Source organism: Arthrobacter sp. LT660 (genome assembly GCF_056172845.1).
Map to the genome: position 1 here is coordinate 2,192,848 of NZ_CM149651.1, position 24,991 is coordinate 2,217,838.

22 protein-coding genes are annotated in these 24,991 nt (G+C 65.3%); 15 read left to right on the forward strand and 7 right to left on the reverse strand.

The window, feature by feature from the left end:
- Window position 1: 1 nt before the first annotated feature.
- The 7 genes from AC0QSG_RS10120 to AC0QSG_RS10150 all read right to left on the reverse strand — a co-directional run bounded on the left by AC0QSG_RS10120 (window position 2) and on the right by AC0QSG_RS10150 (window position 11,292).
- Window positions 2-1,234 (reverse strand): MFS transporter, encoded by a 1,233-nt coding sequence (locus AC0QSG_RS10120; protein WP_475377301.1) that lies wholly within the window; start codon window positions 1,232-1,234, stop codon window positions 2-4.
- 290 nt (window positions 1,235-1,524) lie between these two features.
- Window positions 1,525-3,903 (reverse strand): heavy metal translocating P-type ATPase, encoded by a 2,379-nt coding sequence (locus AC0QSG_RS10125; RefSeq protein ID WP_019482618.1) that lies wholly within the window; start codon window positions 3,901-3,903, stop codon window positions 1,525-1,527.
- A gap of 45 nt (window positions 3,904-3,948) precedes the next feature.
- Window positions 3,949-4,728 carry a hypothetical protein gene (locus AC0QSG_RS10130; RefSeq protein WP_475375272.1) on the reverse strand — a complete coding sequence of 260 codons (780 nt, stop codon included), beginning with the start codon at window positions 4,726-4,728 and terminating at the stop codon, window positions 3,949-3,951.
- Between the two features lie 335 nt (window positions 4,729-5,063).
- Complete coding sequence (locus tag AC0QSG_RS10135; protein ID WP_019482620.1) at window positions 5,064-5,276, reverse strand: heavy-metal-associated domain-containing protein; 213 nt, start codon at window positions 5,274-5,276, stop codon at window positions 5,064-5,066.
- 125 nt (window positions 5,277-5,401) lie between these two features.
- Entirely contained in the window at window positions 5,402-6,454 is a 1,053-nt protein-coding gene (locus AC0QSG_RS10140) for a type II glyceraldehyde-3-phosphate dehydrogenase (RefSeq protein ID WP_026041049.1), read from the reverse strand.
- Window positions 6,447-9,701, reverse strand: coding sequence for a beta-phosphoglucomutase family hydrolase (locus tag AC0QSG_RS10145; RefSeq protein WP_475375273.1), 3,255 nt, complete (start codon window positions 9,699-9,701; stop codon window positions 6,447-6,449). The genes AC0QSG_RS10140 and AC0QSG_RS10145 overlap by 8 nt, the downstream gene beginning before the upstream one ends.
- Window positions 9,702-9,708: 7 nt before the next feature.
- A complete protein-coding gene (locus tag AC0QSG_RS10150; protein WP_019482624.1) occupies window positions 9,709-11,292 on the reverse strand; it encodes an MFS transporter in 1,584 nt (527 codons plus the stop codon).
- A 303-nt stretch (window positions 11,293-11,595) separates the two neighbouring features.
- Between AC0QSG_RS10150 and AC0QSG_RS10155 the strand changes: the two genes are divergently transcribed.
- The 15 genes from AC0QSG_RS10155 (at window position 11,596) to AC0QSG_RS10225 (ending at window position 24,985) form a co-directional block, all read left to right on the forward strand.
- Window positions 11,596-12,873 (forward strand): NAD(P)/FAD-dependent oxidoreductase, encoded by a 1,278-nt coding sequence (locus AC0QSG_RS10155; protein WP_019482625.1) that lies wholly within the window; start codon window positions 11,596-11,598, stop codon window positions 12,871-12,873.
- Window positions 12,870-12,992: a hypothetical protein gene (locus AC0QSG_RS10160; RefSeq protein ID WP_019482626.1), complete on the forward strand. Its 123-nt coding sequence runs from the start codon at window positions 12,870-12,872 to the stop codon at window positions 12,990-12,992. The genes AC0QSG_RS10155 and AC0QSG_RS10160 overlap by 4 nt, the downstream gene beginning before the upstream one ends.
- Complete coding sequence (locus tag AC0QSG_RS10165) at window positions 12,989-14,245, forward strand: MFS transporter (RefSeq protein ID WP_475375274.1); 1,257 nt, start codon at window positions 12,989-12,991, stop codon at window positions 14,243-14,245. Before AC0QSG_RS10160 ends, AC0QSG_RS10165 begins: the two co-directional genes overlap by 4 nt.
- A gap of 53 nt (window positions 14,246-14,298) precedes the next feature.
- Window positions 14,299-14,901: a hypothetical protein gene (locus AC0QSG_RS10170; protein WP_337459694.1), complete on the forward strand. Its 603-nt coding sequence runs from the start codon at window positions 14,299-14,301 to the stop codon at window positions 14,899-14,901.
- Window positions 14,902-15,051: 150 nt separating this feature from the next.
- On the forward strand, window positions 15,052-16,179 hold the full coding sequence (locus AC0QSG_RS10175) for an ArdC-like ssDNA-binding domain-containing protein (protein WP_475375275.1): 1,128 nt from the start codon (window positions 15,052-15,054) through the stop codon (window positions 16,177-16,179).
- Window positions 16,179-17,126, forward strand: coding sequence for a bifunctional DNA primase/polymerase (locus AC0QSG_RS10180; protein WP_475375276.1), 948 nt, complete (start codon window positions 16,179-16,181; stop codon window positions 17,124-17,126). Before AC0QSG_RS10175 ends, AC0QSG_RS10180 begins: the two co-directional genes overlap by 1 nt.
- The gene (locus tag AC0QSG_RS10185) at window positions 17,126-17,875 is read left to right on the forward strand and encodes a DUF2637 domain-containing protein (RefSeq protein WP_019482630.1); all 750 of its coding nucleotides are present in this window, start codon (window positions 17,126-17,128) and stop codon (window positions 17,873-17,875) included. Before AC0QSG_RS10180 ends, AC0QSG_RS10185 begins: the two co-directional genes overlap by 1 nt.
- Window positions 17,872-18,270, forward strand: coding sequence for a hypothetical protein (locus tag AC0QSG_RS10190; RefSeq protein ID WP_019482631.1), 399 nt, complete (start codon window positions 17,872-17,874; stop codon window positions 18,268-18,270). Before AC0QSG_RS10185 ends, AC0QSG_RS10190 begins: the two co-directional genes overlap by 4 nt.
- A 96-nt stretch (window positions 18,271-18,366) precedes the next feature.
- The gene (locus tag AC0QSG_RS10195; protein WP_475377302.1) at window positions 18,367-19,266 is read left to right on the forward strand and encodes a hypothetical protein; all 900 of its coding nucleotides are present in this window, start codon (window positions 18,367-18,369) and stop codon (window positions 19,264-19,266) included.
- Entirely contained in the window at window positions 19,263-20,270 is a 1,008-nt protein-coding gene (locus AC0QSG_RS10200; protein ID WP_019482634.1) for a ParB N-terminal domain-containing protein, read from the forward strand. Before AC0QSG_RS10195 ends, AC0QSG_RS10200 begins: the two co-directional genes overlap by 4 nt.
- A gap of 41 nt (window positions 20,271-20,311) precedes the next feature.
- A complete protein-coding gene (locus tag AC0QSG_RS10205) occupies window positions 20,312-21,007 on the forward strand; it encodes a hypothetical protein (RefSeq protein ID WP_019482635.1) in 696 nt (231 codons plus the stop codon).
- 20 nt (window positions 21,008-21,027) lie between these two features.
- The gene (locus tag AC0QSG_RS10210; protein WP_019482636.1) at window positions 21,028-22,683 is read left to right on the forward strand and encodes a M23 family metallopeptidase; all 1,656 of its coding nucleotides are present in this window, start codon (window positions 21,028-21,030) and stop codon (window positions 22,681-22,683) included.
- 5 nt (window positions 22,684-22,688) lie between these two features.
- Window positions 22,689-22,955 (forward strand): DUF6112 family protein, encoded by a 267-nt coding sequence (locus tag AC0QSG_RS10215; RefSeq protein ID WP_019482637.1) that lies wholly within the window; start codon window positions 22,689-22,691, stop codon window positions 22,953-22,955.
- Window positions 22,956-23,115: 160 nt separating this feature from the next.
- Complete coding sequence (locus AC0QSG_RS10220; protein WP_050994907.1) at window positions 23,116-23,388, forward strand: DUF6112 family protein; 273 nt, start codon at window positions 23,116-23,118, stop codon at window positions 23,386-23,388.
- 40 nt (window positions 23,389-23,428) lie between these two features.
- Window positions 23,429-24,985 carry a TrbL/VirB6 family protein gene (locus tag AC0QSG_RS10225; RefSeq protein ID WP_035766772.1) on the forward strand — a complete coding sequence of 519 codons (1,557 nt, stop codon included), beginning with the start codon at window positions 23,429-23,431 and terminating at the stop codon, window positions 24,983-24,985.
- Window positions 24,986-24,991: the final 6 nt, after the last annotated feature.

A 24,991-nucleotide genomic window follows, 5' to 3' on the forward strand; every position in this document is an offset into this window, starting at 1 on the left:
ATCAGCGGCCTTCCTGCGCAAGCGCATCGGTTGTCGCACTCTCGCGACGCGGCCACAAACGAAGTGCGGCCAGTGTCCCCAGTGTAGCCAGAACCGCCAGTACGACGGCGGCGGCGGACTGTCCTGCGGCGGCGCCGATCCAGCCTGCGACCGGGTAGGTGATGATGAAGCAGGCGTGTGAGAGGGAGAATTGGGCGGTGAAGAGATAGGAACGTGTGTTGTCGGTTGCAGCCCTGCGCAGCAACCTTGCCGAGGGAGTGTTGATCATCGAGGTTCCCGCCCCGAGTACGGTCCAGACGGCGAGCAGTAACGGCCAGGATTCCCCTCTCCACGCGATCACTGCTGCCGCGGTGATCGCCAGGGGAAGGATGATTCCCCCCAGGGCCATCAGCGACCGGTCCGGAATCCGGTCAAGGATCCGTGGCGCCGCGAGCGCCACGACCATTGAACCGGCACCGTAACAGGCCAGAGCGATCGCGAGGTCTGTGTTGGATCCGTCGAAGATGTCCAGGGCATAGATGACCGTATTAACCAGCACCAGTGCAGTTCCGCAGCCGACCACCAGATTCAGTGCCATCAGACCGCGCAGAGACGGTTCGCGCAGAAAGATCCGGGTGCCCAGGGTGGTGCGGTGCATCAGCGCCCCGGACCGTTCCGCGGGGGCCAGCTGCGGGAGCCGGGTGGTAACGACCATCAGGGCGGAGAGGAGGAATCCTGCCATCGTCCCGACAAAGAGGTTGTTGTAGGACATAACCGTCAACAACGCAGCAGCCAGGGCCGGGCTGAGCAAGGACTCCAGGTCATAAGCCAGCCGGGACAGCGAGAGCGCCCGGGTGTAGTCCTTCTCTTTCGGCAGGACCACAGGAATCAGCGACTGGAACGCCGGGGTGAAAGTAGCCGACGCCGACTGCAGAATGAAGATCAGGACATATATCTGCCAAACCTGGTCAATGAACGGCAACGCCAGGGCGATGCCGGCCCGCACCAGATCAGCGCAGACCAGCACCGCTTTGCGCGGGAGGCGCTCCACCAACGCGGCCATCACCGGAGCAACGAACACATAGGCGAGCATCTTGATGGTCAATGCCGTGCCCAGCACCGCGCCGGCCTGTCCGCCGGCCAGATCGAACGCCAGCAGGCCAAGCGCAACAGTGAGCAGACCGGTTCCCAGTAGCGCCACGATCTGCGCCGTGAACAGCTTCCGGTAGGCGGTCACCCGAAGTACCTCAAGCACAATGAAACCCTTTCCTTGGAACAATTGGTTTCATTTATAGCACATAAGTGCACACGTATGCACTTACAGTGTGCTTTTGATTCGCGGGTTTACAGAGTAATTATCAACGGTGATTCAGGGACGACCAGTCAACATGCCGTCTGCTCCATTCCAGGGTTTCCGGTTGGGTGGGAGCGGCTGGCCCTGGGGCTTTGCGGGCGCTCGTCGAACGATCGAAAGCCGGCGAACCCGTAGGTTGCGAGTCCACCGGCCGTCGGTTAACGAAGTGCGATCGTACTTTGATGCGCCCGTCAGCGCTCCGTGCCTGCACCGGTCAGGTGCTTCGGTTCGGCAGCGGCACTATCCCGCGTGGTGGCTGGTTTGTCCTGCCTGTTGCTTCGCAGCGGTTTGAATCCGCGAAGCCTGAGGCTGTTGGAGACGACGAAGACGGATGAGAACGCCATGGCCGCCCCGGCGAGCATCGGGTTGAGCAGTCCGGCGGCGGCCAGCGGAAGGGCAGCCACGTTGTAGGCGAAGGCCCAGAACAGGTTTCCCTTGATGGTGCCAAGGGTCCGCCTGGAGAGCCGGATGGCATCCGCCGCGGCCCGAAGGTCGCCGCGGACCAGGGTGAGATCGGAGGCCTCGATGGCGACGTCGGTTCCGGTTCCCATGGCCAGGCCCAGGTCAGCCTGGGCCAGGGCAGCGGCGTCGTTCACGCCGTCGCCGACCATGGCCACGACTTTCCCTTCGCCCTGGAGTCGCTTGATCACGTCGACCTTGTCCTGCGGCATGACCTCGGCGATCACCTGCTCGATGTTCACCTGGGCGGCGACCGAGCGGGCAACGGTCTCGTTATCACCGGTCAACAGCACCGGGGTGAGGCCGAGCTGCTTGAACTGCGCGATCGCTTCCGCGCTGGTGTCCTTGATAGCGTCCGCAACAACCAGGATTCCGCGGGCCTTACCGTCCCAGCCGATGGCGACGGCAGTGCGGCCGTCCGCTTCGGCGTCGGCCTTGGCGCGTTCCAGTTCCGCGGTGAGCGGCTGGGACCAGTCGGCCAGCAGCTTGGCGCGTCCTACCAGAACGGCGCGTCCGTCAACAACGCCCTGGACGCCCATTCCTTCAAGGTTGGTAAAGTCCTCCACCCCCGGAAGGTCTCCGGTTTTCTCGGTGGCGCCCTTGGCAATTGCCTGGGCAATGGGGTGTTCGGAGGCATCCTCCAGCGCACCGGCCAGCCGGAGCACCTCGTCCCGGTCCTCACCCGTGCCTGCAACCACATCGAGCAGAGTCATGCGTCCGGTGGTGACCGTTCCGGTCTTATCCAGGACGATGGTGTCTACCTTGCGGGTGGATTCAAGGACCTCGGGACCCTTGATGATGATGCCGAGCTGCGCTCCGCGGCCCGTGCCGACCAGCAATGCGGTAGGTGTTGCCAGGCCAAGGGCGCACGGGCAAGCGATGATCAGCACGGCGACCGCCGCGGTGAAGGCGTACTCGGCGCCACTGCCGGTACCGAGCCACCAGCCGAGAGTGCCTGCTGCCAGAGCGATGACGATGGGTACGAAGATTCCGGAGATCCGGTCCGCGAGCCGCTGTGCCTGTGCCTTGCCGTTCTGCGCGTCTTCGACCATGCGGGCCATTTGCGCCAGTTGGGTGTCGGATCCAACCCGGCTGGCTCGGATGAGCAGACGCCCGCCCACGTTGACGGTGGCGCCGGTGACGTTGTCTCCGGGGACCACTTCCACGGGCACTGATTCACCGGTGAGCATGGAAGCGTCAACTGCGGAGGAGCCCTCGGTGATGACGCCGTCGGTGGCGATTTTCTCCCCCGGCCGGACAATGAATTCATCGCCAACGGTCAGGGCGTCCACGGGGATGCGTTCCTCGGTTTTACCGGTTGGTCCTTCGCGGAGGACGGAGACTTCCTTGGCGCCCATTTCCAGCAGCGCACGCAGTGCGGCTCCGGCGCGGCGCTTGGACTTTGCCTCAAAGTATCGGCCCGCCAGGATGAAGGTGGTGACCCCAGCTGCTACTTCAAGGTAGATGTTCGATGTGCCGTCCATCCTGGCGATGGTGAGCTCAAAGGGATGGGTCATCCCGGGTTCACCGGCGGTGCCGAGGAACAAGGCGTAGCTGGACCAGGCGAATGCGGCGATGGTGCCCATGGAAATGAGCGTATCCATGGTCGCGGCACCGTGTTTGAGGTTCGCCCACGCTGCCTTGTGGAAGGGCAGTGCGGCCCATACCAGCACCGGGGCGGCCATCGCGAAGGAAAGCCACTGCCAGTAGGTGAACTGCAGCGCTGGAATCATTGCCATCGCGATCACCGGGATGGAAAGCAGTGTGCTGACCACCAGCCGGTTGCGCAGGCTGTTCAGTTCCCCGGCACCTTCCTCAGCCGCATCTTCATCCTGGCCGGTACCCTGCTGCGGCTTTTTTAGCTGGGGCAGTTTGGCGGTGTAGCCGGCCTTCTCCACTTCGGCCACGAGGTCCTCGTGCTCAATGCCGGCGGGGAAGCTGACTTTGGCTTTTTCGGTGGCGTAGTTGACCGTCGCGGTCACGCCGTCGAGCTTGTTCAGGCGCTTTTCGATGCGGTTTGCGCATGAGGCGCAGGTCATTCCGCTGATGGCCAGTTCAATCTGGCCCGCGTTGACCGGCTGTTGCCGGATGCTGTCCGGAATGGTGCTCATGGCTCCTCCTTCTGAGGTGCTGGTTCTGGTCTTGGAAAGTCCGGTCTAGTGGTCCGTGTGGCCCTCATCGGTCGTTTCCTCTTGTTCGGGCGCTTCTTCGCTGGCGTCGGCGGATGTCTCCGCCCGGTCGGCGGTGGCGGTGAACTCCGCGGTGCGGACCACGCCGTCGTGCTGGAAGTCCAGATACAACCGGTAATCCCCCGCCGATGGGACAGTGGTGTAGAAGGTGATGGCTGGTCCGGACTCGGTTTGGCCGTCGCCCGGGGTTCCGGCCGGGTGCACGTGCAGGTACGCGAGGTCGCCGTCCCGGAGTGCGACGAGGTGTCCGTAGGCTGCGAGATACGGCTGCAGATCGGTCACGGGTTCGCCGTCGCGGCTGACGGAGAGCGTGAGTTCGGATTCTGCGCCGGGAACGAGCTCTCCGTCCAAGGTCACGGTATAGCCGTCGACTTCAGCGGTTCTTGATACGGCTGGCAGTTCTTCCGGTGTGTACTCGCCGGCAACCGCGATATCGACACCCAGGATTAGACCTTCGTCCGATTCATTGTCTGCCGGAACAAAGTCCGCGAAGACCCGCCAGGTACCGGCGGTCAGATCGACCGGCACACTCCACGTCCCGTCCTCCGAGAGCTCAGGGTGCACATGTTGGAAACCGGTGGTGTCGCTGCGGACCGCGATTAGGTGCATGTCCTTATCGTGGCTCTGCTCGTATTCGGTGACGGGCTCGCCGTCAGCGGCCAGGATCTGAAAGTTCAGCTGTGTTGCCGATCCGGCTGGAAGGATTCCGGTTTCGGGCTGGAGGGTGTAGCCACGCTCGGAGACCATCAACCCTCCGGGCAATTCGCCCCCAGCGGTTGGCTGGTCCGGTTGCATTTCACTGTGCGCACCGGCTTCCGAAGAAGAAGTTGACCCGCCGTCCATCTCCTCCATATTATGCGTCTCCTCAGCAGGAGGCACCGGGCTGCCGAGAACACTGCCCGTTCCGAGCGCCCCGGCGAAAGCCACAGCAAGAATTCCGCCGTAAGCGGCCAATTTGATGGGAGTGCGCATTGCGTTACTTGCCTTTCATAGTCTGCCTTCCAGGCAGTGACCTGTTCAGCGGTTGCTTATCGGCGGTGCCCGCCGGACCGGCGGGCATGAGCCCGCCGGACCGGAATGGATCACGCCGGGACGACTACCTCGTAGCCGGCTTCCTCTACTGCTTCGGTGATTGCGTCATCCGAAATGGGTCCGTCGCTGTCGACGGTCAGGCGTCCGGCGGCGACGTCCACCGAGATATCGGTGATGCCGGGGATCTTGGTGACTTCAGCAGTGACCGATCCGACGCAGTGATCGCAGGTCATGCCCTTTACGGTGTAGGTATTGCTCGCCATGGTGACGTGCTCCTCTCGGTTGGAAATTGCCGGGTACCCCCCGGGTGTACTAAGCATACCCCCATAAGGTATGGATGACAAATACCCTCTGGGGGTACCTCTGTTCTGGATTCTGCGCATGCCGGCTACCCCTCCGTCGAGGTCTTCGCGGCCAGGAAGTCCTGCCGCATGCCCAGGGTGGAGTCGGTAATTCTCATGGAAGTCGCCGCGTCCGGCGCCGTACGGGTCAGTGCCCGGATCGCGTCGATTGTTTCGGGCACCACAATGGCTTCGTTGTATACCTGATAGGTGAGGAAAACCTCGTCGCCCTGGACGGTGATCAGGTCTTCCCACACAGCCACTTCCCACATGTCTCCCCTGGGCCGGCCGAGATCCTTCATCAGCTCAATGGTCGAGTTCAGGGCAACGAGCCCGTCCGACATGCGGATGAAGGCGATGCGTGGTGCGGCGCGAAGGGCGGCGATGACCTCCTCGCGCCCGGCCGGGCGGGTCAGCTGAAGCGTCCAGTAATGGTTATGGCTCTGCGTGTGCGCGCCCTTGGCTGCGATGGTCACCAGGTCCAGATCCGGAAGGACTGTCTGTGCATCCGGGCCCTGATGTGATGGGATTGTCGGTTCGGGAACCATGGTGTTCATGATTCCGCCCACATGTGATTCCCACGGGTCGGTAGCCCGGCGGATGAGGACCCCGCGCGCCTTGGCCAGAAGGCCTGCATCCTGGAATGCGCCAAGGACACGGACGATGCTGGTGGTGTTGCAGGAGACCACACGGGTCATGTCCCTGCCCAACGCGCTGTCGTAATTGGCCTGCGCGACAAACGAGTGCCCTGTGGTTTCGTGGGATTCACCTCCCTGCAGCACCACTTTCACGCCGGCCGCCCGGTAGCCTGCCAGATTATCTGCGGCAACCTGCTTGGGAGTTGTATCTATGACGACATCGGCCTCCTCCAAGAGCAGCTGCAACCCGCCCACGACGGTGATTCCGGCTCGTTCCATGACAACCCGCGCCTCGTTTGTGGCCGCAAACACAGTGAACCGGTTGGCCGCCGCCTGGATACGCCAATCGGCAACGACGTCGGCAACGCCGACGAGTTCCATATCCGGTTGGAGCAGCACCGCATCCGCTACCCGCTTGCCAATGACGCCGTATCCATTGATTGCCACCCGCGTTTTACTCATCTGTTCCTACCTTCGGTTGCAGTTGATCTCGTTGCCCGTCAGGTGTTTCCGGACCGGACCTGTCAGGGTCGGCGGCGGCCATTGGGAAGTCCTTGGATTCTCCGCCTGCCAGTTCGACATAGTTGCTGGCGACACCGATGCGCACGGCCGGCGCGGTGCAGGGTTGGAGGTGGATCAGGATTCGGTCCTTGCTCAGGGTGACCTCGACGCGGTGTCCGCGGTATCGCAGCTGGAAACAGATCCTGCCCAAGTGCGCCGGCAGCCGCGGGGCAAAGGTCAGGGCATTGGCCTCTGTCTGCAGTCCGGCAAACGATCTGGTGATCAGGTCGACGGTCCCGGACATTGCCCCCAGATGTATTCCTTCCTGGGTGGTGCCTCCCTGGGTGTCGTCCAGGTCGGCCACCAGGGCTTCGCGGAAGACTTCCCAGGCCCGTGATTCATCAAATCTGGACAATACCGAGGCGTGTACCACCCGGCTGAGCGTTGAACCGTTCGCGGTGCGGGCTAGGTAGTACTCGACTGTCTGCTCCAGGTCCGAATCGCTGAAGGGGTAGCCGAGCCGGTGGAGCTGCTTGAGCACTCCCTGGGGGCCGAGGAGATGGATCAGCATCAGCACGTCCGCCTGTTTGGCCAGCTTGTACCGGTTGGTGGCGTCACCTTCCGCTTCGAGGATCAGGTCCAGCCGGCCAATATTGCCGTACTTGGCCCGGTAGTGCGCCCAGTCGAGTTCGGCCAGATCCGCGTACCCCTCGAACTGGCTCAATACGCCATCGGAATGGAAGGGAATGGAGAGCCTGCGCGCGAGCCGGGACCAGAGGCTGATCTCTTCCGGTCGGATGTGTAGCCGATCGGTGAGTTCGTTGGCCGGATGGCCGGCCAGCTCCACCATGACATCGCAGGCCCGCTCGCAGACCCACGAGACCAGGACGTTGGTGTAGGTGTTGTCGCGGATTCCTGCCCCGGGCGCGTCCGGGTATCCGTCATGGTATTCGTCCGGACCCATCACACCGGAGATATGAAAGCGGTCCTCTGCCTGGTCGAAGGTGGCCAGGGATGCGAATATCCTGGCCACTTCAACGATCAGTTCCGCTCCGCGCTCCAACAGCCAATCGCGGTCCCCTGATACCTGATAGTGCTGCCACGCGTTATAGGCCACTGCCAGTCCCACGTGCCGCTGGCGGTACGAGTTGTCTTCCATCCACCGGGACGATCGGGTGTTGTAGAGCTCTTTTGGGGTCTCTTCCCGCCCATCGCTTCCGCTCTGCCACGGAAAGAGCGCGCCCTCAAGGCCGACGGTCTTGGCTGCGGCGCGCGCAGCGTCCAGCCTTCGCCAGCGGTAGTCCAGCAGTGCTCGGCTGATTCCAGGGACGCGGATCCCGATCACCGGAAAGACGAATAGTTCGTCCCAGAAAATGTGGCCCCGGTAGCCCTCGCCGTGAAGGCCTCGTGCCGGCACTCCCGCGTCCAGGACGGCGGTGTGCACGGAGATCGTCTGGAGCAGGTGAAGTACGTGTAGGTTGAGCACCAATTGGGACTGCGCGTCTGTATCCAGTGTGATCGCGAAGCGGTCCCAGAGACGCCTCCAGGACGCTTCGTGGTCTTCCAACAGTTCGCTCACACCCCGTCCGCTGCCGGCCAGTTCGGCCAGCGCACCCGTCGCAGGTGAGGAGATCGCCCCATCACGCGATGTCACCACGGCGGCGGTCTTGTCCATGGTGACCGACTGGCCATCGGCTAACCGGGCATCGAACTGCCGCCGGTATTGCCCGGTTCCGTCCACCGATCCGGGTTCCACTTTTCCGCCGCAGCTGACGATGGTTCTCACGGCGAGTGCGATGCGTATCCGGCTCCGATTGGTCTCTACTTCGCACAGGACCGTGTCGCCGTCGGGCTCGGTGAAAGCGGGGGCGCTCAGATGGCGGTGGCCTGTGCCGACGTAGTCGCGGACGTTGGTGTTGGTAACACCTGCGTCTATGCCGGTGCGCACACTCACGGTGCCAGTGAAGCCATCAGCAGCAATGGTTGTTTCCAAAGCGGCAAGATGAGGGTTGTGCATGGAGACAAGCCGCCTTTGCACAATAGAGAGCCGTCCTGCCCCCGGAGCGGACAACATTACTCGGCGTGTGAGCAGGCCCCGGCGCAGATCGAGTTCAACGCTTTCCTGCGAAGTGTTGATGTCTCCCGTTGACCACCACGGACCGTCGCCGATACGAATATCCACTGGCAGCCAGTTCGGGACATTGACCAGGTGCTCTTCCTCCAATTCGCGGCGGTGCATGGTGCTGGCCGTGCGGTTGTAGACGCCGGCAAGGTAGGTGCCCGGATAGTGAACGCCGTCGTCTTTGCGTTCCGGGTGCGCTCCACGGGTCGCCATATACCCGTTGCCCAGGGCTGTGAGCGCTTCGCGGTGTCCTTCGTGTGCCGGGTCGAACCCCTGGTAGACCAGGGTCCATGGATCGGCGCGCGTGGAGCCCAGATCCAGTTCGGCGACATCGCCAAGAACGATGTGGGCGCCTGCCAGCTCCAATTGGGTTCGATGGCCCGTACGGTCGATTCCCACGACCAGTCCGAAACCGCCGCGGCGGGCCGCCTGAACGCCAGCGGCGGCGTCCTCAATCACCGCCGTACGCTGGGGCGGCACACCGAGCTGGCGGGCGGCCTCAAGAAACATGGATGGATCCGGTTTGCCGGGCAGACCCCGCTCGGCAGCTGTCTCTCCGTCAATAACGACATCGAACTCTGCCTCGAGTCCAGCTGCCTTCAACATCGCCCCGGCATTGCGGCTGGCCGTCACCAGACCAACAAGTACCCGACCACTGCGCAGCCGGCCCAGCAACGCAACAGTTCCCGGAAAGGCCCGGATTCCGTCCCGGGCAACCACTTCCTGGAACAGAGCGTTCTTCCTGGCACCCAGACCGTGGACAGACCAAACATCCTCCCCGTCTCCCGGGCTGCCCGCGGGGATCTTCAATCCCCGCGAGGCCAGAAAAGCGGTAACACCATCCTCACGGTGCCTGCCATCAACATACAGACGGTAGTCCGAATCACTATCGAAGGCCCGCATGCCCTCTCCGAGCGCCAGCCGCGGATCCTGGAGAACATCATCGAAGAGCTCCTTCCAGGCGTGCGCGTGCACTGTCGCCGACTGGGTGAGAACCCCGTCCATGTCAAACAGGACTGCGTCGTAGGGCAATGCTGCGATCTGACGCAAACGCCCCCGGGCCGGTTGGGAAGCTTGAACTGACACTGGATTCCTACCCCGCATCCACTTCGGTCGCCGTATGCTCGGCCTCCGGCTCGGCTGGCGCCGAACCTGTTGGCGGTACGTGCCGCAGCCGGGTGGCAGCGAGGATTGCGGCGACGGCGGCTATCCCGGCGGCGACGGCGGCGGCGACGTTGAGTCCGCTGGCGAAGGCCGCGCGCGCGGTCTCCAGCAGTGCCGTACTCAATTCCGCGGGGAGCTCGCCGGCGGCCGCGATGGCGCCGTCGATGCTGTCCCGCGCGGAGGCTCCCGCCTCGGCGGACAGGCCTGCGGGAAGTGCGCCGTCGATTTGGCCGCGATAGGTGGCGACCCCGACGCTGCCGATGACCGCCACGCCCAGCGAAATGCCGAGGTCGTTGGCCGTGGTGGCCAGTCCGGAGGCTGCTCCTGCTTTCTCCGGCGGCACCGAACCGACCACAAGGTCCGTGGTGAGGGCCATGGACGGTGCGACGGCCGGGTAGAGAATCATGAATCCGGCGATCAGCAGGGGCAGTCCGGAGGTGCTCTCCACCTGGGTGAGCAGGAGGTAACCGATCACCTGCACCGCGAGGCCGATGGCGATCACGTTGCCGGGACGGATTTTTCGTGCCAGCACCGGTGAGAGCATCGAGACGACAATCAGGATCAGTGCTGCGGGCAGGACCGCCAGCCCGGCCTGCAGCGGCGAGAGTCCCGCGACCAGCTGGAGGTACTGGGTGAACATGAAGTACACGCCGCCCAGTCCTGCTGCGGAGAGAAGGAACACGACCAGCGCACCGCTGACCGTACGGTTGGCGAACAGCCGCACATCCAGCAGAGGTGACGCGGAACGCAGTTGGCGCATCACGAACCACAGCCCGAAGCCCAGGCCGGCGGCGATGGTCAGCAGCGGTACCGTCAGAGCTTCCTCCCGGGCAAATGCCTTGATCCCATAGATGATCGGCAACAGGGTGGCCACCAAGAGTACCGCGCTGAACAGATCGAGCCTGCCCGCGTTCGGGTCGCGGTGCTCAGGCAACAACAGCGGTGAGGCGATGACAACCAACAGCATCACCGGCACCGCCACCAGGAACGTTGCGCGCCAGGAAAAGGCTTCCAGCAGAAGTCCGCTCAGCAGCGGGCCCAGTGCCACTCCAGCGGAAATGCCTGCCGCCCAGACACCGATGGCCACCCCACGCTGCTTCGGATCGCGGAACATGGAGAAGATTAGGCCCAGTGTGGCCGGCATCTGCGCAGCCGCCGCGATACCGAGAATGGCCCGCCAGAAGATCATCATGGCCGGATCATCCGTATAGGCCGCGGCCACGGAAACAATACCGAACGCCGCCGCGCCAATCATCAGCAGCCTTCGGCGCCCGATCCGGTCACCGAGGGTTCCCATCGTGACCAGGAATCCGGCCATCAGGAAACCGTAAATGTCCAGGATCCACAACATCTGGATGCTGGTGGGCTCCAGATCAGCGGCAATATGCGGTATCGCCAGAAACAGGATGGTAAGCATCATAAACAGCAGCATGGAGGGCAGGACCAGCAGACCAAGACCGGCCCACTCCCTACCTCCTGCCCGCACATCGGTCGTGCTGTTCGCAGAGGACATCGGCTTTTCCCTTCTCGGATTCATTCTCAGTATTTGGTTTCCATGCCACCGTCGGCATTTAGGTGCCTCCGGACAATGCGATACAACCAATCTTGATACCCTAGGTGGGTACCGTACAACTGATACCCTAGCCCGGTACTGTATTGATGTCCACACTTTGAGTTGTCGTCATGAAACCGGAGCCGTGTGGGTGGCCGGACGGGATGGGGATTCTACTCAATCAAAGCAGGTGTACTCCGGATACCCCCATGAGGTATGTTTGAAATATACCCTCCTGGGGTACCCGAAAAGAAAGGAACACACATGATGCGCAAGCGGATTCTGATCATTGGAGCTGGAGCGGCCGGAAGCTCCGCCGCCCAGGCACTGCACCAGTCAGGCACAGACCTGGAAGTAACCGTGATCGGAGCGGAAAACCTGGCACCCTATAACCGGACCACCGTCAATAAGGGTCTTCTCTCCGGCGCGGTGGACCTAGAGAACATCATCCTGCCCGGGATGGATCTGCCGGGCTACGCATGGCAGCTGGGCACGAACGTTACAGCCCTTGACCCGTCAACCCGGACCGTGGAGCTGGAGAACGGCGCCACCATTGAGGCCGACGCGGTGCTCTTGGCCACCGGCGCAGAACCTCGCGCATTGACCGCCGCCGTGGATGACGGAGCCCGGAGCCGCGTCCTTCGTCTCCGGAGCGCAGCAGACACACAACGCCTGCGGGCTCTCACCATTGCCAACCTGCCGGGTCATGTGGTGATTGCCGGGGCGGGCCTGATCGGCACGGAGACCGCGGCGGTACTGCTCGAAGCAGGATGCCAGGTCACTCTGACCGACCCGTCACCATTGCCGATGCGAAACCATCTGGGACACACCATCGCGCAGTGGGTCGCCACAGCGCACCGCACCGCCGGCGTCGACTTCCGCCCGGCCACCACCATTACTGAAATACGGGCCGCGGACGAAGCGCTGCTGGTGAGCCTCGCCGTTGGAAACAGTCTTCACGCCGCGGTCGTTCTCGCATCTTTGGGTGTCACTCCCGCCACGGGGTGGCTGGAGGGCAGCGGGATACCGTTACAGGCAGGACGCCGGCCAGGCGCAATCCTGGTGGATCAGGATCAGCGCGTTGAGGGATTGTCTGGAATGTACGCCGCCGGGGACGCCGCGGCAGTACCGGGACTCGACGGGAAACCTGCACGGATCGAACACTGGGGCGCCGCCATCAGCCAGGGCAGATCGGCCGCCGCGGCCATTCTTCGGGACCTGCACGGGGAGCCGTCCGAGGTCGGGTCCACGCAGCCGCTCATCCCGCCGGCGACTGCCAGCTACAGCACATATGTACACGGGACCAAACTCACCATCCTCGGCAGCCCGGCAAACGGCGTCCGTGAGCAGTTCATTCTCGGAAACCTCGACTCTCCCCGGTTCGCCCTCGCCTTCTTCGACGCCGAAGACCGGATCACCGGCGCCGTAGGGGTCGGCGGCGCCCGCGCCGTGAATCAGCTGCGTTCGGCGATCGCGCGCCGGGCACACGCCGCTGAGCTGGAGACTGAGGCCAGCTTCGAGCCCGTAGGAGGGCCACAGTGAATACGACACTGCGCGGCGTGCTGAGCAAACAGGTCGGAAACTGGTCGATTGTCCTGACCGTCATCACCGAGGTTTCCCGCACCTGCGCCGGAATCTGCCAGGGTGGAGGCCGCCCGTGATCCGGACCAAACGCATCCTGGGAACAGTGAGCGTAATCGCCATTGCAGCCGGAGCGGCCCACCTGTTCCTTGACGGCCTTGCCGGCAGCCTCATCCCGCTCCAAGCCGTGATCCAAAACCGAACCGACGCAGACCCGGCGGTCCTCGGAATTCTTGTCTCCGTCGCGCTGGCCTCGGCTTCGCTGTTCCAGCCACTGGGAGCACGCTTGGCCCAAAGGTTCGGCGACGGCGCCCTAGCCATCACCGGCGCGTTCCTGGCCGCCGCTGGGTACGGGCTACTCCCCGCCGCTGTCCACCCGGCGCAGGCGATCGCCGCCGTTGCGGCTGGCGGCCTGGGATCGGCAATGTTTCATCCCGCGGCCGGAGCACTGGTGGCACGATCAGCGCCAGCCGGGCAGGAGTCACTGCCGGTGGCCGTGTTCTCCGCCGTGGGAATGGCCGGGGCCGCGCTGGTACCGGTGGCAGTCCTCGGCAGTGTGACTTCCCTGGCCGGAGCGGCCGCCGTGCCGTTCACCGTGCCGCTGCTGGCCGTCGCCGTCGGCCTTCTATTCTCCCGCACCGTGCGCAGCGCAGCACCGCACGAGCACAAATATCCTACTCCATCGGGATCAGCGGACAACCCATCCATGGTGATGCCGGTAGCCGCGGCGGCGCTCCTGTCATTGACCGGCGTTACAGTCATGGCAAGCGCCCCACTGATCCTGGCCGCGGATCTGGGCGCGACCCATGCCCTGCTTGGTTACTCCGTTGCAGCCTACAGCGCGTCGGCGGCCGTCGGCGGGATACTCCTTGCACTGTGGGTGCGCCGGGTGAAGCTTCGAACCGTCATGCTCTCCGCCGCGGGCGCAGGAGTGCTTGCTTCCCTGGCCATGCCATATGTACCACTGGCATGGACCCCCGCGGCGATGGCCATTGCAGGTGCTGGGCTCGCCGGAACACTTCCGCTGCTGGTGACCTCAGCCAAAAAAGCCGGCGAGACCTCAGTCGGCCCAGCCTTCGCGAGAATCCTCGGCGTCGCTTCAGGACTCGGCGCCGTCGGATACACAGGTATCGGGCTACTGCAGGAACCGTTCGGATACGCACCCATCCTGACCCTAACGAGCGCGGCGGCCGGGACAGCCGCCCTGATTCTCCTCACCCGCCTGCCGGAAGCCCCAGGCAGCGCCGAAACAGCCATCCACGCCGCACTAAGCCGCTGCCCCTGTGCCGGATCCACCTGCAGCACCGTCCAGAAGGAACCGCTGCCGGTATAACTGGCCGGTGCTGCCATCGATAGCAGTCGAGGATTCAAACAAGGGGGCGTTGGGTGGATAGCAGAAACAGGTTCTCACCGATCGTTGCCCGGACGATGATCGTTCGTCATCCTGTCGGACCTGTCGCGTTTGACTGCGTCAAAATCATTTTCATTCGGGCGGGGTCCGCCCTGCTGTATAGCGAGTTCGGCGAGAGAACGGTGCGTCCGGGCAATGTGGTCATCCTGGCGGCACACACCTTATATGGCAACGAACCGGAGGAGACCATCACCGCCACAACGCTGTATCTGGATAGAATTTACCTCGTTGATCAGGTGTACTGGCAACACGCACCGATGCTCGCCGATCGGCTTGAAGCTCAGGATTTCATGGATGCCCGCTACACCGAGCCTGCCCAGATCCTGGATGTCGGCAGGCCCGGCACCGAAGATATGGCGATCTGCCCGTCGAGGCAGCAATGCGTCAGGTCGGCTGGCACAGTCGGGGCCATGCCGCCCGGATGTTCCGCCAGGCGGTCGGGGTTACCCCGACCCGTTATCGGCAGCTCAGCCGGAATCAGGCGCCAGCCTGAGACTACGATACACATGTCCGTTTCGGTGATACGCACATCCGCATCATCGCCCGACACCGCACCAGGGCGGTTTGTGGGCTGGTAACCCGGTGGGGATACGTCGGGTTCACCACCGCGCCGGACAGTCACATCGCCCATCCGTTGTCCGTCTCACGCTTGCTGGTATTCCCGGCGCACCTGATGGTCACCGAGCCCGATCGGCCCGGTGCTCAGGGTAGCGGGAGGAGACCGGGCGATGGTCAGGACACGGGAGCAAGACCAGGCCGCACGAGAAGCGAAGCTCGACGAGCTGCACGAGCGCCTGACCGGTGCTGTCGAACAGCTCGTCTCCGGCGATGATTGGCGCCGCGCGCTCACCTTCGCAGCACGGTTCAGAGCCAGATCATTCTCAAACACGCTGCTGATCTGGGCGCAGCATGGGGCGGGCTACGACGCTGGTCGTGTTCCGGAGCCGGTGCCGTCGCATGTGGCCGGGTATCGGCAGTGGCAGGGCCTGGGTCGGCAGGTGCAGAAAGGTCAGCCGGGGTACATGATCTTCGCCCCGGTCACCGGCCGCTTCGCGTCGTCGAACCCGACGGATGCCGAGTCCTGGCGGCGGCTCGGCAAGGGCGAGAAACCGCGGCCCGGCGAGGTGGTGCGGTCGAAGATGTTCGCGGTCCGGCCGGCCTACGTCTGGGACGCCTCCCAGACCACCGGCGATCCGATCCCGGAGCCGCCGGCACCGAAACTGCTGGAAGGCGAAGCACCAGCAGGACTCTGGGATGGCCTGGCCGCGCTGGTTGAGGAGCGCGGGTTCGCGGTGCTGCGGGTGCCCCACGAGGGGATGATCCACGGCGCCAACGGGATGACCGACTACACCGCGAAGACGGTCGCGGTCCGCGAGAACATGGACCCCGCCGCGCAGGTCAAGACCCTCGCCCACGAACTCGGCCACGTTCTGATGCACGGCCCCGACGCCGAAGACGCTCGCCAGCACCGCGGTATCGGGGAGGTTGAGGCCGAATCGGTCGCGCTCATGATCGGCGCCGCCCACGACATGGACACCAGCGGCTACACCATCCCGTACGTCTCGACGTGGGCGGCCAGAGTGCATGGCAAGGAACCGGTCGAGATCGTCAAAGCCACCGGCGAGCGCGTCCGCAAGACCGCCTCAACGATCCTGGACCAGCTCCACAGCGCCCAGATCAGTGACGGGACGCCGCCGGGTCTTGACCGTGAACCATCACATCGCGGCCAGCCGGCCCGAGAACAGGTCACGCACGAGCGGTCGGCGCCTGCACGGCCAGTGACGCGTCGGCGGGTGGAGCCGCTTCCGAAACCGGAGCCCGCGGCCGTGTCGCCGGGTTCGGTGCGGGGGCTGTGATGTTCACGCACGGTGGTTTCGCTGCCGCTCTGTTGCGGATGAACAAGTCCTTGTCACTGTCGGCTGCCGCGCAAGGGTTCGCGGCAGCCGACGTCCCGGTGTTTCCGTGCGTGCCGGGCGGGAAGCGCCCCATCGCCGAGCATGGATTGCTCGATGCGACAACTGATCCCGGCCAGGTGGACGCGTGGTGGAGGCAAACGCCGACGGCGAACATCGGCCTGCCCACCGGTGCCGCCTCGGGTGTCGTGGTCGTCGACGTCGACGTGCACGGCCCGGTCAATGGTTACGAGGCATTTGCTCGCGCGGGCGGGGCCGGACTTGTGCACGGGTGGGAGTTCTTGGTGCGGTCCCCGTCGGGCGGGATGCACGCCTACTTCCCGGCCATCCTGGAGGCGGATCAACGGTCCTGGCAGGCGGCGCGTGCCGGGATCGACTTCCGCGGGGACGGCGGCTACATCATCGCCCCGCCGTCGCGCCGATTCATCAACGGCACCGAGATTCGGTATGAGGTGTACACGATCAGCACTGGCCCCGCCACAAGCCTGGATGCGGACCGGTTGCGGGACTTCCTCGACCCCCGTCCGGCACCTCGTCGCCCGGCGAGCCAGGATGTGGCGCGGGAGGCGGATCTGTCGCGGTTGGCGGGGTGGGTCGCCGCCCGTGGTGAGGGCGAACGCAATCGTGGCCTGTTTTGGGCCGCGTGTCGCCTCGCCGAGAACGGCTCTCCGGTCTCGGAGACCTTGGATGTGCTGTCGGCGGCGGCTTCGGAAGCGGGATTGGGTGAGCGGGAAATCACGGCGACCGTCCGCTCGGCCTACCGCACTACGCTCCCCCGCCGGCGGGAATCGTCGTCGTCGTCGGTGCAGGGCTCCTCGCCGCTGGCTACCGATGGCGGGTTCGCCCGAGACACCACACGCCAGTCGCCGTTGAGGGTTCGGGGACTGTGATGACGGCGCACGTCCGCAACCGACACGCGGGCCGGCGCTGGGCCGTGATCACCGCCGTTGCCGGAACGGTTTTCATCGCTGCCGGAGCCTTCTGGCTCAGTTTCACCGCGTTGGCTGATCTGGCCGCGCGGTCCGGGGTCGGTGGGAGGCAGGCGTGGGCGTGGCCGCTGATCGTCGACGGGATCATCGTGGTCGCCACCGTCGCTGTCGTCGCTCTCGCCGGCCACCGGTCGACCTGGTATCCGTGGGCGTTGCTGATCGGTGGCGCCGCGGTGTCGGTTACCGCGAACGCGATCCATGCCGTCGTCGCCGCCGATGCCGATGTCCCCGACGTGCTGGCCGCCAGTGTGGCGGCGGTGCCTCCGGTGGTGCTGCTGGCGATCACCCACCTGACGGTCATCCTCACCCGACCGCTCCCCGCCACCGACGGCCTGAGATCTGCCGAGCAGCTGGCAGAACTCTCCGCTGGACCCGCGGAGTCACGTACCAGCGCGCTGGCGACTCCGCCGAATGCCGGCGCCTCAGTAGAAGCCTCACCGGCAATCGACGCGGCTCCGCGCCCTCACACTGTCGCCGCGAGTACGAGTCGACGAGCGCACGCACGCGAGCTGCGTGACCGGGGGTGGTCGAACACTCGGATCGCCCGCGAACTCGGTGTCCATGCATCGACGGTGGGCCGGTGGTTCGCCAGCGCCCACCTCTCCGACAACACCGAACGCACCGATGCCGAGGAGGCGAAAAACTCATGAACCCCAATCACGACCCGCAGCATGAGCCCGAGCCGGACACAAGCCGCATCGCCACGGAGTCCGTCGAAAAGGTCGAGGCACCGGAAGCGGTCCAGGCCGCGAACACCTCCCGCCTCCGCAGTAACAACGACGAAACACCGATTCCGGGCGCGGGCCGGCGTGTACGGGGTGTGGAGTGGGTGCGGCCTACGGACCTGCTCACCCGCCACGGCGCAGAGCTGGCCGGTCGAGGTATCGACTTCGAGGTCGAACTAGTCCGCCGCACCCGCACCACCACGGCCACGCGCCTGCGGGGTCTCGGGGATCGGACGCGCCGGCTGCCGCCGCTGTCGGCCTTCGGCCGCAGCCAGAAGCTCCAGGCCGCTTCATTGAGGCCTGGAGTCGGGATGAGCTGAGCAGGGCAGCCGACCATGAGCACCACCGAGGCACCGAGCGAGAACGTCGCCTGTGGGGACGGCGTGCGCACCTGCTTGTCAGGAGGTGCCCTGACCATGACCGAGCACACGCACACCGTCACCACCGACAAGACGCCCGAGCCGGGCGGTGACTTCACGACCAGCGAGGGTCTACGCGCTTTGCTGCACCGACTCCACGCCGCCGGGCCGGGCGCATGGGGGCGCGACCCTACCGCGGCAAAACTGATGACCTTCACCGCGGAAAAGTACGCACCGTTGGCGCGCAAACACGGTCTGGACCCATGGGAGAGCGCTAGTGCGGCGTTCGATGTGATGCGCACCAAAGCGGCACGAGAGGCCGTCGATCCGTGGGCGGTGGTCACGCATGCGGTGCGGATCACCTGCGTCTTCGAAGAACGCGCCCAAGGCCTGCTCTGTTCAGTCCATCAGGCCAGACGTCCGCATGTATCGGCGTTTCATGATCCCGAACGCTTCGCGGATCGCGACAATCCACTGACGGATTACCACCCGGCGTTCCATGTCACCGATCACACCCAGACCACCCACGACGGTGACGACGGAGACGGCTCGGCGGCGTCGGCGCGGGCGTGCACGTCGGCGTCATCTGCGGTCGAGGACGCGATCACCTTGTTCATGCTGCTGGACTGGCCACCGGCCACGGCACGGGCTGCGGTTGAGCATGTGTGCGGGGCGCTGGCGAGGATCGGCACCCGTCAGGGTACCTATGAAGCGCTGCGGCGGGACAAGCACGCCCGCGCACTCCTCGACATCCCCGGCCGCTCCTGGACCACCTTGCTGAAGACACTGCTTGGCAACCCCCACCCCCCTTACACCGCTACCGCGACCGGGCGGGGTGTGCTGCTGCGGCTGCTGATCGGCGAGACCCTGCCGGTGCTGCTGCGCGACGACGATCTCATCCTCGCTGTCTCTCTCGCAGCACAGAGCAGTGGGCATCGCGGAGGTGCCCAGTCGTGAGCGCGCCATCGGGACACATCGAACTAGAGCGCACGGTCGCCTCGATCATGGTGGGGCGGCGGCACCGTGCCGAGCTGGGTGACATCCATGAACTCGCCACCTCCATCGACCGCGGCGGCCTCCTGCAACCCGTTACCATCACCCCAGATGGTGTGCTCGTCTGTGGTGCGCGCCGGTTGGCGGCGATCAAGCAGCTCGGCTGGAAAACCGTCAACGTGTGGGTCCGCTCGGGCATCTCCGATCGACTCGGACATCTCCTCGCTGAGCAGGACGAAAACGTGTTGCACAAGCCGCTGACCCAGACCGAGGCGGCTGCCCTGTACCGGGAACTGAAAGCGCTCATGACCGAGGACGCCGCCCGCCGGCAGGCTTCGGCACGGTTCAGCACCGAGAATCAGCCGGGAGGCGACGGTGGTGCACATTTTGCACCACCGTCAAGCGGCGCACCCGGGAGGAGCCGTGAGCAGGCGGCGGCGATGATTCCCGGCGGTGCGTCCCACACCACGCTGGAGAAGATCGGCCACCTCCAGAAGATCGCTGACGACCCCGGCCAGCCCGCCGACTTGCGTGAGCAGGTGAGCGCTGAACTGAAGCGCATCGACGGTGGTGCCCCGGTGCACCCGATCTATGAAGCGGTGCGCGCCGCTGTCACCACGGCCCCGGAGGAGCGCGAGGCCAATCTGCATCAACTTGCCGCCGAGGCGCTCGTTCGTGCCAAGAAAGCGAAGAAGCGCACCCCCCGCTCCAAGCCAGTAGCCGACGATGGTGGTGAACCGGTGCGGTATCCGGTGCGGGCGTTCGTGCTGACCTGGACTGAACTGGCCGACTGGTGGACGCACTACGACATCGACCAGCTCGCCGCCGAACTGACCGACCAGCAAATCGAATCCTTCCTTGCGGCCGCTGAGGGCACGAGCCGGTTCGCCGAGGAGCTGCGCGCCGCCCGGGACAGACACAACAACACTGAATCCGTCCCGGCGCGGGGGCATCTGCGCGCGCTCTGACCTTCGACTTAGCCACGGGCGCTGTGGTGCACCTACCGGGCATGAAGATTCCCGACCTCCCCGAGCCTCGTTCCCGACACCGTCTGATCGCCGTGCTCGCCGTACTGGTGACGGTCCTCGTGCTGGCCGGCATCGGCGTCTACGGCCTCATCACCGGACCACCCACCACGAACGAGAGCGGCAGCGACGGGAGCCGGCCGCCTGGGCTGGTCCTCACATCACCGAGCCATCCGGTGCCTACTGCGACGCAGCGCCTGCCGACCGTACGCGCCTCGGACGATCCGGAGACCTTCGCCCGCAACATCGCGACCGCGTTGTTCGCCTGGGACACCGCCTCGGGGTTCATGCCCCTGGACTACACGAGCGTGATCCTCGCCGTCGGCGACCCCTCGGGTGCTGAGCAGGCCGGTGTCGCTTCCGACATCGCGACCTACCTGCCCAACCGGGAAGCCTGGACGGAACTGCGTCACTACGCCACCGCCCAGCACCTGACCATCGACGAGATGTTCGTGCCCGATGTCTGGGACACGGCCGTGGATCAGGCACAGCCCGGGCAGCTCGCCGAGGGCACCATCGCGTACACGATCAAGGGCACCCGCCACCGCACCGGCATCTGGAACGGCGAAGACGTCACCTCCGAGCATCCGGTGGCCTTCACCGTGTTCATCGTCTGCGCCCCGACCTACGACACCTGCCACCTGCTCCGGTTGTCCCAACTCGATAACCCACTCAGTTAGGCGCGAGGTGATTACTCGTGATGAAGAAGCTCACCATCGCCGCCCTCGCGCTGGCGTTCCTGGCGCCGTCGCTCGTACTGGTCGGTGTTGGGGTGGTGATGAACCCCGCCGCCACCGCCTCCTGCACCGCCGCGGGCACCAACCTCACAGTTGGCGACGTCCCTGGAGAACTCACCGTCACAACACCGAACGGTGAGACCTTCACGTTGAACAACACCCAGCTCACGCATGCGGCGACGATCATCGAGACCGGCACGAGCATCGACGGCATCACCCGTGACGGGCTGGTGATTGCGCTCATGGCCGCGCTGACCGAATCCACCCTCCGGATGCTGTCCAACACCAGCGCCTACCCCGAATCGGTGGGCTACCCCAACGACGGCGACGGCTCCGACAACGACAGCCTCGGCCTGTTCCAGATGCGCCCGCAGTCCGGCTGGGGCACGGTCGCCGACCTCATGGACCCCGTCTACCAGGCGCGGGCGTTCTTCGGCGGACCAAAAGGCCCCAACTATCCCTCACCGCGAGGGCTCTTGGACATCCCCGGCTGGGAGCAGATGGACAAGGGCGAAGCCGCCCAAGCCGTCGAAGTCTCCGCCTACCCGGACCGCTACCGGAATTACGAGCCCGTCGCCGAGACCATCTTGACCACCCTCACCGCAACCACCACAACCGTCGCTGGGGGCATCTCGACCGGCGGCACCGCGGTCCCTGCCGTGCAGACCGTCGCGGCCGAGTCCTCACGCGTCGTGTTCCCCCTCCCGGAGGACACCTGGGTGCACACCAGCGAGTACGGACCGAGGGTGCATCCGATCACCGGAGAAGACGCCTTCCACACCGGCACGGACTTCGCCGCACCGGACGGCACCCCGATCCTCGCGGCCGCGGACGGCATCGTTACCGTCGCCGAGTACTCCGGCGGCTATGGCGGGCTCATCGTCATAGAGCACACCATCGCCGGGCAGGCCGTCGCGACCGGGTATGGGCACATGTGGGAACACGGCATCCATGTCACCACCGGCGACCAGGTGACCGCCGGGCAGCACATCGGCGACGTCGGCTCCTCCGGCTACTCGACGGGGCCGCATCTGCACTTCGAGGCCCGCACCGGTGGCACCAGCGGCGAGCACACCGACCCCGCCGCCTGGCTCACCAGCCACGACGCCGCCGACCTCCTCGAACCAGCGACCGCAACACCGGCCGGCTGCGACCCCGACACCAGTGTTCCCGGTCGCGTCCCAGACCCGCTCGACGGCGACCCGGACCGGATGGTGGATGACCCCACGAGCGACGGGCAGATCACCGCCCGCCTTCTGCACCTCTACGCCCGCGGCATCGCCACCTTCCCCGACACCTCCTGGGCCTGCTATTCACCGCGGCCCGGCACCGTATCCGAGCACCCCCTCGGCCGGGCCTGTGACCTCACATTCGGCAACGCCATCGGCCAGCACCCCACCCCGTCGCAGCTCGAAGCCGGGTGGGAGGCCACCAACTGGATGAAGGACCACGCCGAGACCCTCGGCGTGGAGTACCTGATCTGGCAAGGCAAAATCTGGACCCTCGCCCGCGACGACGAAGGCTGGCGGGACTACGACGGCGGCGGCATGCACGACCCCAGCGACGTGACCGGAGGCCACTACGACCACCTCCACGTCACCGTCCGGTCCAGGATCTGAGCGGCATGGACGTGTTCCCCGACTTCGAGGGCCTCAGCGGAATCGGCGATCTGCGCGAGGTGATCGGCGCACTGCTGACCTTCGCGCTCATTATTGCCGTGCTGATGCTGATCGTGTGCGCCATCATCTGGGCCATCGCCACCAGCAACGGAAACCACGCTGCTGCAACCAAAGCGCGTATCGGCGCATGGACCGCCTTGGGTGCTGCGGTCCTCGCCGGCGGCGGGGTCGCGTGGATGAACTGGCTCATCGACCTCGGCCAGCAACTCTGAACCCTGCTCGCCCATCGAACCTCTGCCACCGGCGGTGTCTGGGGTGGGCGGTGCACCTGAACTGCGAGAACCACCCGCCTCGCCAGTAAAGGAGCACTCCGCCGTGAACACCCTGACCCTCGCCATCGAAGCCGCCAGCCTGTACGGTCCCGCGTTGCCGATGCAGATCGACATCAACCCCAACAGCGACGGCCTACCCGGCATCACCCAACTGCGCACCATCGTCGGGGCGATCATGACCATCGGCCTGATCCTGTCCGTCCTCGCGCTGATCATCAGCGCGATCGTATGGGGCTTCGGCGCCAACTCCTCCAACCCGCACCTGGCCGGCAGAGGGAAGGTCGGCGTCCTCGTGAGCTGCGGTGCCGCGGTCATCTGCGGTGCCAGTGTGACGCTGATCAACTTCTTCTGGAACGTCGGCCAGCAGGTCTGACCCCGCCCACCAACACCCGAGTAAGAGGGAGTGATCTGTGGTGGCTGTGTGCGACGTCCCCATCATCTCGTCCGTGTGCGACACTGCCGGCGAAGCCGCCGCCAGTTTGGTGGCGGCGCCGTTCGACTGGCTCGCCCAAGCGATGGGAGCAGCAGCGGGATGGCTGTTCGAGGCCGTCTGGGCGGTATTCGACACGACCACGCTGGTCGATGTCACCCGCGAGGAGTACGTGGCGGTCTACAACATCCTGTTCGGCATCGCGGTTTTCGTGATGCTGCTGTTCTTCTTCCTCCAACTCATCACCGGACTGATCCGACGTGACCCCACTACACTGTCTCGCGCCGCACTCGGTTTGGCGAAGTCGGTCCTCGGGTCGTTCGTGGTCATCACGCTGACCGCATTGCTGTTGGAAATCGTCGACCAGCTCTGCATCGGGATCATCCAGGCCGCCGGCGAGACCACCGAATCCATGGGCGACAAGATCACCCTGCTCGCGGCCGGCCTGGTCGGGATCAACATCGCCGCACCCGGTGTCGGGGCGATTATCACGATCTTCCTCGCCGGGCTCGCGATCAGTGCAGCCGCCATCGTCTGGTTCTCTCTCCTCGTCCGCAAAGCCCTGTTGCTGGTCGCCATCGTGCTCGCGCCGCTGGCCTTCTCCGGTGCATCGTGGGATGCCACGCGTGGGTGGATCAGCAAGTGGGCGATGTTCGTCATCGCGCTGATCTGCTCCAAGCTCGTCCTCGTCGTCATGTTCCTCGTCGCCATCACCCAGGTGTCGGCGCCGATTGACGGGGACTTGTCATCGGTCAGCGATCCGATCGCCGGGATCGTACTCATGGCGATGGCTGCCTTCGCGCCGTACCTGACGTACAAGTTCCTCTCGTTCGTGGGATTCGACATGTACCACGCGATCGGGTCCGAGCAGGACGCGAAAAATGCGCTCAACCGGCCCGTCCCGTCACCGACCAAGCCGCAAAGCAGCGGCGAGCCGAAGAAGGTCCTCGACGGAGGCAGCGGCAGCGGCAGTGCGAGCAACGGTGGCGGGGGCCACGGTGGGGGTGCCAAGGGCGATGGTGCCGGTGGGCAGAGCCCACTCCAGCCGAGGAACCCCAGAGTCCAGGCCCCGGACGGAACCGCCGGAGCAGGCGGAGGCAACGCCGCCGCGGACGGGTCCGCAGGAGCTGGGTCAAGTGCCGGCGCGGGAGCTGGCGCGAGCGGCGGAGCAGGAGTTGGTACAGCGGCGGCTGGTCCCGCAGCAGCGGCAGTTGTTGCCGGGAAGGTCGCCAAGGATGCCGCGAGCGCTGGACCCATAGCCGGTAAAGCCCTCGGCGGCCACGGTGAGACCGCAGCAAACTCGGCCGCTCAGACCGGCAGCACGCCACCGCAACCGGCGCAAGCAGCACCGCCACCGTCCATACCGGGGCCAAAAGCTCCATCAGCGGGTCGGCCCACACCGGCACCGCAAGCACCGCAAGCGGCTCCATTTACGCCTGAATCGGCCCCGCCGAAGCAGACACCGACTCCAATGAAGCCAACGCCGCGTCCGCCGAAGCAACCACTGCCGCCGGTACCGAAGCCCACCGGGAAGGAGTGAAGAGGC